Genomic DNA, 13,956 nt, shown 5'->3' on the forward strand with positions numbered 1-13,956 from the left:
GTTTATCGCGCCCCCACCGGCACACCCTGCTGCGACAACCGCAGGATCAGTTGCAGGCGGTCGCGCACGCCGAGCTTTTCGAAGACGGCGGCCAGATGCGCCTTGACGGTGCGTTCGGTCACGCCGAGGACCGCGGCGATCTCCTTGTTCGACTGCCCCGTTGCAGCCGCCCGCGCGACTTCGGCTTCGCGATCGGTCAGCAGCTGGAGCAGCGGCTCGTCGGCAACTGCCGGCAGCGCACGGCCGGCGGCTCCGAGGATACGGCTCATCAGCGCAGCCCCCACCCACAGTCCGCCATGTCGCACGACCTGGACGACTTCGCGGAGCAACTCGGGGACGGCCAGGGCGTGGCAGTAGGCCCGCGCTCCCGCGCCGAGGGCCTGGATGCCTTCGTCGTCACCCGGGGCGTACGAGAGCACGGCCACCGGGCAGGCCCGTTCCGACGTCGCCAGCAGGCGCACCAGCCGCTCCCAGCCCGGCAGGCTGGTGCTGACCCAGACGAGATCGCCGGAATTCGCGATCGGCCGGACTTCACCTTCGACCGCCGCGATTCCATCCGGGAAGGCCTGCTGCCAGCGCTGCGGAGCCCGCACCGAGGGGGAGGATACGAAAAATTGCCGGCTCATCGTTCGGTCAGTGCGTTGGCCTTCGCGCGAAGGACGGGTTTCAGGAGGTAGGACAGGACGGTCTTCTTGCCCGAGATGATATCCGCCTCGGCAACCATGCCGGGAATGATGGGTAGATTTTCGCCGAGGCTCGACTTGATTGTCCGCACACGGACGTTGTAGAAGGCTTCGCCCTTGTTGTCGGTCACGGTATCGGCGCCGATTTGCTCGACCACCGCTTCGAGGCCACCATAGATCGAGTAATCGTAAGCGGTGAACTTCACCAGCGCCCGCTGGTCGGGATGCAGGAAGGCGATGTCCTTCGGCTTGATCCGTACCTCCAGGATCAACGCATCGTCGAGCGGTACGATCTCGACGACTTCCTTGCCGGGCTGTACGACGCCGCCGACGGTATTGACCAGCAGACGCTTGACGGTGCCGCGGACCGGCGAGCGGACTTCGGCGTGCTTGACGCGGTCCGCCAGCGTACGGCTGCCTTCGGACAGGCTGGCGAGTTTCGCCATCGTGTCCGACAGTTCGTTGCGCATCTGATTGCGAACGGTCAGCTCGACCTCCTGGATCTTGCGCGACGCCTCGGAGATCGCCGATTGGATGCGCGAAATCTGCGCCGCCGACTGCTCCCGGTCGCCGCGCAGGCGCGCCACTTCGCGCTCCAGGCGCAGCACATCGACCTCCGACACCGCCCCCGACTTCATCAGCGGGCGGGTGACGGTCAGCTCCTGCATCGCCAGGTCGTAGCCGCGGGTCGCCTGCTCGTTGCGGGCGCGGATTTCATTGAGCTCCTGTTGCCGTTGCGCGAGCTGCTGGCGCGCGATCGAGAGCTGCGCGTCCATGCCGGCGACGCTCGAGTCGTAGAGGCGGCGCTCATGCTCGGCGATTTCAGGCGAATCGCGCAACACGTCCTTCGGCAGGTCGAGCCGCGTGCCATCGGTGAGCGCCTGCAGCCGCGCCCCCTTCGCTTGCAGCGCGAGATATTCCGCGCGATTCTCACGCAGAGAGGAGACGAAACGCGTCGGATCGATGCGCAGCAGGACGTCACCCGCATTGACCACCTGCCCTTCGCGCACCAGCATTTCCTCGACCACGCCGCCGTCGACGGTCTGCACGACCTGAAGCTGCGACGACGGAATCACTTTCGCCTCGCCGCGCGTCACTTCGTCCACATGGGCGAAGGCCGCCCACACGACGAGCAGCACGACCACCACCACCACATAGCGCAACAGGGCCCGGGCCCGCAGCGGCTCCTGTTCGAGACAGGCCCAATCCGCGTCCGAAGCCCAGTCCAGACTGCTATCCGGGCCGGGCGGAAGCAGCGTCGAGAAGATCTGATCCATGATCGGGCGCGCCGGCTTGGCCAGGGAACCGGAGACGTCGCCGATGCGCTCGAAGGCGCGCTGACCTGCTTCGCTCATCACAGCGCCCTCCCGATACGTCCCTGACGCAGTGCTTCGACCACCTGGGCTTTAGGTCCATCCGCCACAATGCGACCACCATCGACGACGATGATGCGATCGACCAGATCGAGCAGCGACGTGCGGTGCGTCACCAGGACCAGCGTCCGCCCCAGTGCGTATTCGCGCAGGCGGCGCTTCACTTCCTCTTCGCTCGACTGGTCCATCGACGCGGTCGGCTCGTCGAAGAGCAGGATCGACGGATCGCCGATCACCGCACGGGCGATCGCGACCCCCTGGCGCTGCCCGCCGGACAGTTGTCCGCCGCGCTCGCCGACCTGCATGTCGAAGCCTTGCGGATGCGCGTTGGCGAACTGCGAAATGCCGGCAATATCGGCCGCACGCAAGACCGCCGCGTCTTCGGCGAGCGGCACGGCCATCGTGATGTTTTCGCGCAGTGAGCCATAGAAGAGCGTCACATCTTGCGGCACGTAGCCGATGTGACGGCGCAACTCGGCCGGATCGAGCTGGCGCTGATCGACGCCATCCACCAGCACGGTGCCGGCCGTCGGACGATACAGTCCGAGGATCAGCTTTTCGAGCGTCGTCTTGCCGGAACCGACACGACCAAGGATCGCGACGTGCTCGCCGGGCCGGATGTGCAGCGAGACGTTGCGCAGCGCCGCGGTCTCCTGGTCCGGGTAGCTGAAGCCGACGTCGCGGAATTCGATCTCGCCCTGCAACGTCTGCCGGCTGATGAAATTGGCGCCTTCCGGCCGCTCCACGTCGCGCTTCATCAGCGCGTCGAGCGAACTCAGCGAGGTCGAGGCGACGTGATACTGCACCAGCAGCCCGGCGACCTGCCCAATCGGGGCCATCGCCCGCGATGACAGCATGTAGCAGGCCACCAGCCCGCCGACGCTGAGCACCCCTTCGCCGATCAGGTGCGCGCCGATGATGATGATCACGACGCTGACCATCTGCGAAATCCACGACGCCCCGTTGGACGCGCTCGCCGACAGCATCCGCAGCTGGGTGCTCACGCGCGCGAGTAAGGCGGCGCTCTTCTCCCAGCGGCGCTGCATCGGCCCCTCGGCGCCGAGCGCCTTGACCGTCTCCAGCCCCACCAGACCTTCGATCAGCGTCGCGTTGCGCTGGGCGCCGGCGCGGTAGGTCGTCTCCGCCAAGTCGTGCATCTTGCCCTGCACGGTCGTGGCGTAGACGAGCAGCACGACGACACCGACCAGGAAGGGGATCACCAGGGGCCATGCAATCCATAGCATCAATGCCAGGAAGATCAGCGCAAACGGCACGTCGATGAAGGCCACCGCCGTCGCCGAGCTGATGAAATCGCGCACGGATTCGAACGCGCGCAGATTCGCCGCGAAGGAGCCGGCCGACGCGGGTCGATCTTCCATGCGCATGCCCAGCACGCGCTCCATGATGTAGGCGGACAGTTTCACGTCGGCTCGACTGCCGGCGAGATCGACGAAATAGCCGCGCATCGTGCGCAGCGCGAAATCACCGATCAGCACGACGACGATGCCGATCGCGAGCACCCACAGCGTGTCGATCGCATTGTTCGGAACGACGCGGTCGTAGACGTTCATCACGAAGAGCGGCGTCGCGAGCGCGAACAGGTTGATCATGAGCGCCGCCATCAGCACGTCGCGATACAGCGCCGCGTTCTCGCCGATCACGCTCCAGAACCAATGCTTGCGGCGGACCTGCTTGACCTCGGGCGCACGCGCATCGAAACGCAGCATGGGGCGGACATACACCGCGAAGCCCGCGTAGCGCGCATCGAGCTCCTCGCGCGCGAGCTCGACGACCGACTCGCCGAGATCCGGGAACACCAGCCGGGCGCGCTTCCCATCCTCGCTCCAGCCGAGCAGAACGCAGGCTTCGTCGCCGCGAAGCAGGAGAATCGCCGGCAACAGCGCGGCATTGAGTCGCTCCACCGGTCGCTTGACGATGTTACTGCTCATGCCGACGCGACGGGCGGCGCGGGCGAACAGGGAGGGAACGAGGTGCCCGCCGTGCAGTGGCAGACCGGCGATCGCCGCATCGCGCGTGGTCGCAATGCCGTGCGCGCGGGCGACGAGCAGCAGACATTCGAGAAGGGCATCGCCGCCTTCCCTATCGTCTCCCGCAACTCCTTCGTCGACGCGCGTAATTGAATCTTTCAGTTCGTATGCTTCTGCCACAGCGTTCTCTTCTCTGACCGGACCGACACGAAAGGCCTCGCGCGTCGGCGGATTCTCCCATGGGCCACTGTAACAAAGCGTGACAGGTTGCTCACGCAACTTTGAAACGTGGCATCGGCTGCGCTTGCGGCAAAAATGACATCGTCCGACAATCGGCGGATGCAACAAACCTGCGGCCCGCGCAACGATGCCGCACGCAAGGACAAGACAATGAACGATCTCCAGCGCAGGAAATATTCACGGATCCAATTCCGCAGCGGCGCGACCCTTTCGATCGAGGATTCGGAAACGGCGTGCGAGGTGTGTGACCTGTCCCTCAAGGGCGCACTGCTGCGAATCGCTCCCACGACCCGCCTGACAATAGGCAAAAGGTGTTTGCTCGAAGTCGCACTCGACGATGCGGGCACATCGATCCGGATGGAGGGTGAAATCGTCCACATGGCAGCAGACCGTGTCGGCCTCCTGTGCCGCGAAATCGATCTCGACAGCATCACCCACCTGCGACGCCTGCTCGAACTCAATCTCGGCGATCCCGAACTGCTTCACCGCGAAATCAGCGCGCTGCTGAGCGACTAGGCGCCGACCGGCGCGGGCGAGGCCCTCGATGTTAATGCTACAATGTTGCATTAGCATCGAAGGCGCCGCACCATGCCCACTCCCCACACGCCCAATCCTGCCGCCGAGCTGATCGCCGCATGCGGCGGCCGCGTCACGCGCACGCGCGTTGCGGTGCTGGATGTGTTGCAATCGAGCGACCGGTCGCTCAATCACGACGAGATTGCCGCGGCGCTCGCCACCGGCGGCATGCCGTACGACCGCGTCACCGTGTACCGCATCCTCGACTGGTTGGTCGAACACGAACTCGCCCACCGCGTCATCGGGCCGGACCGGGCCCGTCGCTTCAAGGCAGGCCGGAATGCCGGCGGCGAGCATGCACATTTCCACTGTAACCGCTGCGGCCATGTCGTTTGCCTTGAATCGATCCAGCCCGACGAAGGCTTGCGGCTGCCTGAAGGCTTCCGCACCGAACGCGCCGAACTGGTCATCCACGGCACCTGCGCCGATTGCGGACGGACGCGTTCCAACCGGGCCTGAGCCCCACCCCACACAAACAACGAAATGATTGCCACCAGGCAACGGACCCCCGACATGCCCCCCATCAGCCACCGTTCTCCGACACCCATGCATCAGCACGATGCTCATGGAGGACATCTGCACGCCCATGCTCACCCGCATGCGCGCACCGCCCCCTCCGCCACCATCCGTCACGGAGCTGACGCCGCCCCCCCCTTCCCGGCGACGGCACTCGTCCTGGGCGCCGGCGCACGCATCGCCATCGCCGTCGCCGCCGCCGCGTTGCTGTGGGTCATCGTCGGATGGGCACTCGCATGAAGCCGCACAGCCCCGTCCTGCGTCTGGAAAACTTGACCATCGGCTACGACCGGCACCCGGCCGTGCACCACCTGAACTGCACCGTCGCACGCGGCTCACTGGTCGCGATCGTCGGTCCGAACGGAGCCGGCAAGTCGACCCTGTTCAAGGCCCTCACCGGCGAACTGCCGCCGCTGCAGGGCGGGTACCGCCTCGACACCGGCCCCGGCGGCATCGCCTATCTTCCGCAGCAGAGCGAACTCGACCGCAGCTTCCCGGTCTCCGTGTTCGACATGGTCTCGATGGGACTGTGGCGCGAAATCGGCTCCTTCCGCGGCCTGAGCCGTCAGCAGGCCGAGCGCGTCCGTGCGGCACTCTCGGCGGTCGGCCTGTCCGGCTTCGAAAGGCGCCAGATCGGCGCCTTGTCCGGCGGCCAACTGCAGCGCGCACGCTTCGCCCGCATGATGCTGCAGGACGCCGAACTGCTCCTGCTCGACGAACCCTTCAACGCGATTGACGCCCGTACGACCGAGGATCTGATCACGCTCGTGCTCGGTTGGCACGCCGAAGGTCGCACGATCCTCGCCGTGCTGCACGATCTCGAACTCGTGCGCCGCCACTTCCCCGAATGTCTGCTGCTCGCGCGCGAACCGCTCGGCTTCGGCCCCACCGCGGCCGTCCTGACGCCCGAGAATCTGGCCACCGCGCGGCGACTCGCCGGCGAGTTCGACGCCACCGCGCCGATCTGCCACCGACCGGAAGCGGAGGCGGCATGATCGAGAGCACCCTCATCACGCCATTCACCGAATTCGAGTTCATGCGCCGCGCACTCGCCGGCTGCCTTGCGCTCGCCTTCGGTGCCACCCCCGTCGGCGTCTTCCTGCTGCTGCGGCGCATGAGCCTGATGGGCGATGCGATGGCCCACGCGATCCTGCCGGGGGCGGCAATCGGCTACCTCGCATTCGGGCTGTCGCTCGGCGCGATGACCGTCGGCGGCATCGTCGCCGGACTGGTCGTCGCGCTCGCAGCCGGGCTCGTCGCACGCTCGTCGATCCTGAAGGAGGACACGAGCCTCGCGGCCTTCTACCTGCTCTCCATCGCCACCGGCGTCATGATCGTGTCGCTGCGGGGACGCAATCTCGACCTGCTGCACGTGCTGTTCGGCTCGGTGCTCGCGCTCGACGACAATTCCCTTGTCCTGATCAGCAGCATTTCGACGCTGACGCTCCTCGCGCTGGCGCTCCTCTACCGCCCGCTGGTGCTGGAATGCTTCGACTCCGCCTTCCTGCGCGGCGTGTCGACCGCCAGTCCGATCGCGCACTACGGCTTCCTGGTGCTGGTGGTCCTCAATCTCGTCAGCGGATTCCATGCGCTCGGCACGCTGATGGCCGTCGGCATCATGATCCTGCCGGCGGCGGCGGCCCGCCTATGGGTGCGCCACCTGCCAGCCATGATCGGTCTCGCTGTCGTCATCGCGCTCGGCAGCGGCGTCTGCGGCCTGCTGGTGTCCTTCCATCTCGACGTCCCGGCGGGCCCCTCGATCATCCTGGCGACCGGCCTCGTCTACATGGCGTCCCTCGCCCTCGCGCCGGGTGGAATGCTCGGCGCCAAGCTCGACCGCCGGCCCCATTTCGAATCCTGAGACAGTCCATCGCATGTCACTTCTCCGTCATATCCTCGGAGCGGCGCTCGCCCTCGCGCTGATTCCGTTCAACGCGGCTGCCGCACCGCTGGAGGTCGTCGCGAGCTTCAGCATCCTGGGAGACCTCGTGCGCCAGGTCGGCGGCGAACGCGTGCATGTCACCGCGCTCGTCGGTCCCGGCGAAGATGCGCACAATTTCGAGCCCCGCCCCTCGGACGCGCGCAAGCTGCGTTCGGCGCAGCTGGTCGTCGCCAGCGGACTGGGCTTCGACCCCTGGCTCGATCGCCTCGCGCAGACCGCGGGATACAAAGGGCGCGTGCTGGTCGCAAGCACCGGCATCGAGCCGATCGCAGCACCGGACGAGCACGAGGACGCCCCGGGGGGCGCAGGGCACCATGACACGATCGACCCCCACGCCTGGCAGGACGCCACCCGCGCCCAGCGCTATGTCTCCAACATCGTCGACGCACTCGCCCAGATCGATCCGGCTGGCGCGCCGAGCTACCGCGATAACGGCAAGCGCTACATTGCGGAACTGAAGACCCTGGATGGCGAGATCCGCACCGCGCTCGCGCGCATTCCGCCCGAGCGGCGCAAAGTCGTCAGCTCGCACGACGCCTTCGGCTACTTCGCCCACGCCTACGGCATCCGCTTTCTCGCGCCCGCAGGAATCAGCAACCAGTCCGAACCGTCCGCCTCGGGCGTCGCGAAGCTGATCCGCCAGTTGCGCCAGGAAAAGGTGCCTGCCGTGTTCGTCGAGAACATCAGCGATCCGCGGCTGCTCGCGCGGATCCAGAAGGAAAGCGGCGCGCGGATGGGCGGCACCCTGTATTCGGATGCGCTGTCCGGCCCGGACGGCCCGGCAAAGACCTACCTCGAGATGATGCGGCACAACCTCCGCACGCTCGCCGGCGCCCTCGCCGCCAACTGAGCTCGCCCCTTCGCGGCGGCGCTCAGCGCGACGACGCGGCGAGCAGGGAACCTGCGGCGACGAACATCCCGCCGAACATGCGGTGTTGCGCACGCAGCGCGCGTGGATTGTTCAGCCACCCGCGGCAACGCCCTGCGAGGAGCGCGTAGCCCGACATGACCATCGTATCCACGGTGGCCATCGTCAGTGCAATGATCGCGAACTGCGGCAACTGCGGCGCGGCGGGATCGATGAACTGGGGCACGAGGGCGACCATGAAGACGATCGCCTTCGGATTGCTCAGGTTCACGAGCAGGCCCTGCACGTAGTGGCCGCCCCTGGCATCGCCCGCGGCATCGGACCGTGCGTCCTCGCCGGCCACCACCGATGAGCGCCACTTCTTGACGCCAAGCCAGATCAGGTAGGCCGCGCCGGCGAGCTTGAGCGCCGTGAATGCCAGACTCGACGCTGCCAGCAGCGCTCCCAGCCCCAGGCCGACCACGGCAAGCTGGATCACCAACGCAGTCTGCAGGCCCGCGATCGCCCGCAAGGCGACCGGATAGCCGTGGCGCAAGCCCGTCGCCATGCTGAGGACCGCCCCCGGCCCGGGAGACACGGCGATCACGACAGAAGCCGCCAGAAACGCGAGCCACATGCTCCAGCTCATCGTCAAACCTCCGATCGATCAAAAGAAGATGGCATGCAGCATCTTCGCACAAAGCACCATTAGCACGCCGGCAAAGATCTTCTTAAGCGTCGCCACCGGCAGCCGATGTGCCAGCCGCGCGCCGAAGGGCGCGGTAAAGGTGCTGACCACGCTGACCAACACCAGCGCTGGCAGGTAGATATAACCGATGCTGTAGGGCGGCACGTCGGCATGACCGAAACCGTTGATCAAGTATCCGGCCGTCCCGGCAAGTGCGATCGGCAAACCGATCGCCGCGGAGGTCCCGATCGCGTGATGCACCTTGACGTTGCACCAGGTCATGAAAGGCACGGACAGCGAACCGCCGCCGATCGCGACCAGCGCGGAAACACCGCCGATGCCTGCGCCGACGGCACTCATGCCCAGCGGGCCGGGCAGCTCGCGCGAGGGCTTCGGCTTGATGTTCGCGAGCATCTGCACGGAAACGTACGCCATGAAGCATGCAAAGAAGACCGCGAGCGGCTTCGTCGGCAGGCGCGAAGCGATGAAGGTCGCGAGGAAGGTACCGACGACGACGCCCGGCGCAATGTACCGGACGACGTCCCAACGGACCGCGCCATGGCTGTGATGGGCGCGCAGACTGGACAGCGAAGTCAGTACGATGGCCGCCATCGAGGTACCGAGCGCGACATGCACGACGTTGTCCTTGGGCATCCCCTGGGCGACGAACAGCGAGGTCAGTACCGGGACCATCATGCCACCGCCACCCACCCCGAGAAGGCCCGCAAAGAACCCCACGAACCCGCCGAGCACGAGATAGCTCAGCCACCACACGTCGAACGTCATTCAGCAGCCACTCCGGTACTTCGCAGACCTGCTCCTGCCGCGGCAACAGCAAAAAAACAAAAAGGCGCGGACCGTGATCCGCGCCTCCTGTACTGGCCCCCGCTGTGTCGCCTCCGCCGGCATCCTGAACCTAGGGTTCAGGGAGGTCGCTTCCCTTCCGCATCAGGCTCACCCGGCGGGGGGCGTGCACACCTGCGGCATTCTGGTCCGCGACCAAGTCTTTCGACATTGGTCCAAGGAATCTACGACTTCGACGACACAGCGGGGATTGACCTTACCCGCACACCAACCCACGCACAAGTGCTTGTTAAAAAAGCTTTTCCTGCTGCGCGAGAACCCCGTCGAGGCGTGCGTTTACAAGCCCGATTCTACGCTTTGCGGCCTGCATGTCAAACCCGCCGGCACGCTGAAACTGCAAAAACTCGTGGGCAATATTCAAAGCGGTCATGACAGCCAATTTCTCTCCGGACGAACCCGTCCGGCTGGCAAGGCTGTTGAGTTTCTCGTCCAGAAATGCGACCGCGGCGAGCAGGCCGTCCTTGTCTTCCGGCCGACAGGCAACGGAATATGCCTTGCCCAAAAGGGTGATATCGAGGGTGTCGCTTGGCATTTCAGGATTCCGGCAATTGCTCGAGCACACTCTCGAGCCTGGATGTCGCCAGCCTGACCTTGTCAGCCAGCACGCGGTTCTCGGCCTCCAGGCGCGCAACGCGCGCGCGCAGCTCCCGGCCATCCGCCTTGCAGGTTTCGTAGAGACCGATCAACTGTTCGATCTGGTTCTCGAGCTTATAGAGTTCTGCGTCCATTCGGCGGATGGTAGAGGTCCCCCGCCAACGGGTCAAGGCGGGGACGCATATGCCGGAATGCAATCAGGATTCGGCGGCCTGAACCCAGTCGAGCGCCTCGAACTGCAGGCGGTTGAGCTCGCCCACATCGACGCCCAGCACCTGAGCGAAGGACTGGACGCGCTCGGAGTCGCCGCGCTCGAACGCAAGCACCAGTTCGAGATACGGCGCCATCGGGCCACGCTGGTGCAACAGGGCGTCCTGCATCGATTCGGATAGCTTCAATGGCTTGATCGCCTCCTCGAGCGGCATGTGCAGGGCCACGTCGAGCATCGAGAAGAGCCCCAGCACGAACAACTGCGCCGCCGGATCGCGTTCGCCGCGCAGCACACCGACCAGTTCGAGGAAGCGCGCACGCACCAGCGCCTCTTCCATCACCACGGCTTCGCCGGGAGCGTGATGACTGCCCATCAGCATCATCGATACCCAGCGCTCGAGCGGCTGCTGACCGAGCACGACGATCGCCTGCTCGACGGACGTGATGCGATGGTTGAGCCCCCACGCGGCGGCATTGACGTAGCGCAATAGCCGGTAGGCGAGTGCAAGGTCGTGCTTGAGGATTTCGGCAATCTCGCGGGTCTCGACGCCGCTGCGCAGGCGATTGAGCAGCGACGCGAGACGCATGCCGTGCGGCGACAGGCTGTTGCCCTTCCAGTCTTCGCGACGCGTCACGAAGCCGCCGGAAAACGTCTGGCAGCCGACGCTGCGGGCGAGTTCGAAATCATCCTGGGTGCCCACTTCCCAGGCCCACACATGTACGCCGGGTTTCAGGCGCTGCACGCTGCGGGTGAAGAGGGAGACTTCCTCGGGCGCACAGAAGCCCATACGGAACACGGCCGCATCCGCCACCGGCAGCATGCTCTCGAGCCACGCGCCGAGTTCGGCGTGGTCGAGCGCGATCCGCATCCCGGTTTCACGCAGACGACGGGCGTTCTCGACGGTCTCGGCAGACGCCGCGCGCATCGCGAATTCCGGCTGCACGAGCAGCGTCGCGTTCAGCCCTTTCAGCCGCCCCAACGCCGGATTGGCGAGAAAGCCATCCCACACCCGCAGGCAGACCTGCCGGCTGCGCAACGCAGCGCCACGGCCGTAGCGGTCGATCTGATCGACCAGCAACTCGTTCATGAAATCCCGCGCGCGTCGTCCGGAGGCGCGCACGCGGCCAGCCACGTCCTCACGCAATTCGAAGGCCTGGCCGACGGAGTTCTGGTCGCGGTCGAGGATTTCCTCGCGGCACAGCAGCGCCAGTGCCGGATCGGCGGGTGGAGTCCCGGACGCAGAAGCGGCCGCCGAGGCCGGTACGGCAACCTCGGGCGACGGAGCGGAAACCTCGGGGAGCGGCGAGGGAACCCGGGTCGGCACCTCGCGCTCGGGCGGCTCGGCGACCGCCGTGCCACCCGAGCCGGACGCCCCGGGTGAAGCCGGGGGGTCACCACCGATGAGACGCTTCAACCAGCCAAACATTTGACTCCCTATCCGCGTGCCAGCCCATTAGCACGTCATCATAACCCGAAGCGCGATCAGCGCTGCAACTGGGTGACGTCGCGGACCGCACCGGTGTCGGCGCTGGTGGTCAGCGCGGCGTAAGCCTGCAGCGCGGCCGAAACGACACGCTGGCGGTTCGCCGGCTTCCACGCCTTTTCGCCCTTGCCGTCCATGGCGGTGCGACGCTTCGCGAGCTCGGCATCGGACACGGCGAGATGGATGCGACGGTTCGGGATGTCGATCTCGATCGTGTCGCCCTCCTCCACCAGCGCGATCGCGCCGCCGCAAGCTGCTTCGGGCGATGCATGGCCGATCGACAGGCCGGAGGTGCCGCCGGAGAAGCGACCGTCGGTCAGCAGCGCGCACGACTTTCCGAGGCCTTTCGACTTCAGGTAGCTCGTCGGATAGAGCATTTCCTGCATGCCCGGACCGCCCTTCGGCCCTTCATAACGGATCACGACGACGTCGCCGGCGACGATCTTGTCGGCGAGGATGCCCTCGACGGCGTCTTCCTGGCTCTCGAACACGCGCGCGCGCCCGGAGAACTTCCAGATCGATTCGTCGACACCCGCGGTCTTCACGATGCAGCCCTTCTCGGCGATATTGCCGTACAGCACGGCGAGGCCGCCGTCCTGGCTGAAGGCATTTTCGCGGTCGCGGATGACGCCGTGCGAGCGGTCCATGTCGAGCTCGTTCCAGCGGCGGTTCTGCGAGAACGCGACCTGCGTCGGCACGCCGCCGGGCGCCGCCTTGTAGAACTCGAAGACGCTGGTTTCATGCGCCTGCATGACATCCCAGCGCGCGATCGCCTCGCCGAGGGTCTTGCTGTGCACGGTCGGCCCTTCGGTGTGCAGCAGGCCGGCACGGTTGAGTTCGCCGAGGATGCCCATGATGCCGCCGGCGCGGTGGACGTCCTCGATGTGCACGTCGGCAATAGCCGGGGCGACCTTGCACAGGCAGGGAACCTTGCGCGAGATGCGGTCAATGTCGGCCATCGTGAAGTCGACGCCGGCTTCGCGCGCCGCGGCCAAGAGGTGCAGGACGGTGTTGGTCGATCCACCCATCGCGACGTCGAGGCTGATCGCGTTCTCGAAGGAACGGAAACTCGCAATCGAGCGCGGCAGCACCGACGCGTCGTCCTTCTCGTAATAGCGGCGCGCCATGTCGACGATCGTGCGCCCGGCCTTGCGGAACAGGTGCTCGCGGTCCGCGTGGGTGGCGAGCACGGTGCCGTTGCCCGGCAGCGACAGGCCCAGCGCTTCGGTGAGGCAGTTCATCGAGTTCGCGGTGAACATGCCCGAGCAGGAACCGCAGGTCGGACAGGCCGAGCGTTCGACGGCATCGACTTCCTCGTCCGAGCAGCTGCTGTCGGCGGCCTTGACCATCGCATCGACGAGATCGAGCGAGATCACCTTGGCTTCCCACTTGACCTTGCCGGCCTCCATCGGGCCGCCCGAGACGAAGATCGCCGGGATGTTGAGGCGTAGCGCCGCCATCAGCATCCCCGGGGTGATCTTGTCGCAGTTCGAGATGCACACCATCGCATCGGCCGTGTGCGCATTGACCATGTACTCGACGCTGTCGGCGATCAGTTCGCGGGAAGGCAGCGAATACAGCATGCCGCCGTGGCCCATCGCGATGCCGTCGTCGACGGCGATCGTGTTGAATTCCTTCGCGACGCCGCCCGCGGCCTCGATCTCGCGGGCCACCAGTTGCCCGAGATCCTTGAGGTGGACGTGGCCAGGCACGAACTGCGTGAAGCTGTTGACGACGGCAATGATCGGCTTTTCGAAATCGCCGTCCTTCATGCCGGTGGCGCGCCACAGGGCGCGTGCGCCTGCCATGTTGCGACCGGCGGTGGAGGTACGGGAACGGTATTGGGGCATGGGATCCTCGACTCTGCAGGTGCGGCGCCGGCCAACGGGCGCGGTCGCCAGTTCGATCAAGTTTCTCGATTCTAACCGAAGGAACACGGGGGAGTCGGCTA

General features: G+C 66.1%; 16 protein-coding genes. 7 read left to right on the plus strand and 9 right to left on the minus strand.

Going from position 1 to position 13,956, the window contains the following annotated elements; translation table 11 throughout:
- Positions 1 to 2: 2 nt before the first annotated feature.
- Genes AZKH_RS19155 through AZKH_RS19165 form a run of 3 tightly spaced genes read right to left on the minus strand, consistent with a single transcriptional unit; the run spans position 3 to position 4,101 of the window.
- Positions 3 to 626 carry a LuxR C-terminal-related transcriptional regulator gene (locus AZKH_RS19155; RefSeq protein WP_015437450.1) on the minus strand — a complete coding sequence of 208 codons (624 nt, stop codon included), beginning with the start codon at positions 624 to 626 and terminating at the stop codon, positions 3 to 5.
- A complete protein-coding gene (locus AZKH_RS19160) occupies positions 623 to 2,038 on the minus strand; it encodes an HlyD family type I secretion periplasmic adaptor subunit (RefSeq protein ID WP_015437451.1) in 1,416 nt (471 codons plus the stop codon). Before AZKH_RS19160 ends, AZKH_RS19155 begins: the two co-directional genes overlap by 4 nt.
- The gene (locus tag AZKH_RS19165) at positions 2,038 to 4,101 is read right to left on the minus strand and encodes a type I secretion system permease/ATPase (RefSeq protein WP_231874559.1); all 2,064 of its coding nucleotides are present in this window, start codon (positions 4,099 to 4,101) and stop codon (positions 2,038 to 2,040) included. Before AZKH_RS19165 ends, AZKH_RS19160 begins: the two co-directional genes overlap by 1 nt.
- Here AZKH_RS19165 and AZKH_RS27735 point away from each other — a divergent pair.
- From AZKH_RS27735 to AZKH_RS19195, 7 genes are all read left to right on the plus strand, one after another.
- Positions 4,057 to 4,197: a hypothetical protein gene (locus AZKH_RS27735; protein ID WP_231874577.1), complete on the plus strand. Its 141-nt coding sequence runs from the start codon at positions 4,057 to 4,059 to the stop codon at positions 4,195 to 4,197. The two genes, AZKH_RS19165 and AZKH_RS27735, sit on opposite strands and share 45 nt — an antisense overlap.
- A 237-nt stretch (positions 4,198 to 4,434) precedes the next feature.
- Complete coding sequence (locus AZKH_RS19170) at positions 4,435 to 4,800, plus strand: PilZ domain-containing protein (RefSeq protein WP_041657595.1); 366 nt, start codon at positions 4,435 to 4,437, stop codon at positions 4,798 to 4,800.
- A 72-nt stretch (positions 4,801 to 4,872) separates the two neighbouring features.
- The gene (locus AZKH_RS19175; protein WP_015437455.1) at positions 4,873 to 5,319 is read left to right on the plus strand and encodes a Fur family transcriptional regulator; all 447 of its coding nucleotides are present in this window, start codon (positions 4,873 to 4,875) and stop codon (positions 5,317 to 5,319) included.
- A gap of 54 nt (positions 5,320 to 5,373) precedes the next feature.
- Positions 5,374 to 5,616 carry a hypothetical protein gene (locus AZKH_RS19180; protein WP_156822129.1) on the plus strand — a complete coding sequence of 81 codons (243 nt, stop codon included), beginning with the start codon at positions 5,374 to 5,376 and terminating at the stop codon, positions 5,614 to 5,616.
- Entirely contained in the window at positions 5,613 to 6,371 is a 759-nt protein-coding gene (gene aztA / locus AZKH_RS19185) for a zinc ABC transporter ATP-binding protein AztA (protein ID WP_041656406.1), read from the plus strand. The genes AZKH_RS19180 and aztA overlap by 4 nt, the downstream gene beginning before the upstream one ends.
- Positions 6,368 to 7,237: a metal ABC transporter permease gene (locus AZKH_RS19190; protein ID WP_015437457.1), complete on the plus strand. Its 870-nt coding sequence runs from the start codon at positions 6,368 to 6,370 to the stop codon at positions 7,235 to 7,237. The genes aztA and AZKH_RS19190 overlap by 4 nt, the downstream gene beginning before the upstream one ends.
- Positions 7,238 to 7,250: 13 nt before the next feature.
- The gene (locus tag AZKH_RS19195) at positions 7,251 to 8,168 is read left to right on the plus strand and encodes a metal ABC transporter substrate-binding protein (RefSeq protein ID WP_015437458.1); all 918 of its coding nucleotides are present in this window, start codon (positions 7,251 to 7,253) and stop codon (positions 8,166 to 8,168) included.
- Positions 8,169 to 8,190: 22 nt separating this feature from the next.
- On the opposite strand, the gene rhtB is transcribed toward AZKH_RS19195, so the two are convergent.
- The 6 genes from rhtB to ilvD all read right to left on the minus strand — a co-directional run bounded on the left by rhtB (position 8,191) and on the right by ilvD (position 13,855).
- Positions 8,191 to 8,814: a homoserine/homoserine lactone efflux protein gene (gene rhtB, locus AZKH_RS19200; RefSeq protein ID WP_015437459.1), complete on the minus strand. Its 624-nt coding sequence runs from the start codon at positions 8,812 to 8,814 to the stop codon at positions 8,191 to 8,193.
- Positions 8,815 to 8,832: 18 nt separating this feature from the next.
- Complete coding sequence (locus tag AZKH_RS19205) at positions 8,833 to 9,639, minus strand: sulfite exporter TauE/SafE family protein (protein ID WP_015437460.1); 807 nt, start codon at positions 9,637 to 9,639, stop codon at positions 8,833 to 8,835.
- Between the two features lie 307 nt (positions 9,640 to 9,946).
- Positions 9,947 to 10,249: a cell division protein ZapA gene (locus AZKH_RS19210; protein ID WP_015437461.1), complete on the minus strand. Its 303-nt coding sequence runs from the start codon at positions 10,247 to 10,249 to the stop codon at positions 9,947 to 9,949.
- Between the two features lies 1 nt (position 10,250).
- Positions 10,251 to 10,445 (minus strand): hypothetical protein, encoded by a 195-nt coding sequence (locus tag AZKH_RS19215; protein ID WP_015437462.1) that lies wholly within the window; start codon positions 10,443 to 10,445, stop codon positions 10,251 to 10,253.
- A 63-nt stretch (positions 10,446 to 10,508) separates the two neighbouring features.
- The gene (locus AZKH_RS19220) at positions 10,509 to 11,948 is read right to left on the minus strand and encodes an EAL and HDOD domain-containing protein (RefSeq protein WP_015437463.1); all 1,440 of its coding nucleotides are present in this window, start codon (positions 11,946 to 11,948) and stop codon (positions 10,509 to 10,511) included.
- Between the two features lie 56 nt (positions 11,949 to 12,004).
- Positions 12,005 to 13,855: a dihydroxy-acid dehydratase gene (gene ilvD, locus AZKH_RS19225; RefSeq protein ID WP_015437464.1), complete on the minus strand. Its 1,851-nt coding sequence runs from the start codon at positions 13,853 to 13,855 to the stop codon at positions 12,005 to 12,007.
- Positions 13,856 to 13,956 lie beyond the last annotated feature (101 nt).

It is taken from the genome of Azoarcus sp. KH32C, assembly GCF_000349945.1.
Lineage (GTDB): Bacteria > Pseudomonadota > Gammaproteobacteria > Burkholderiales > Rhodocyclaceae > Aromatoleum.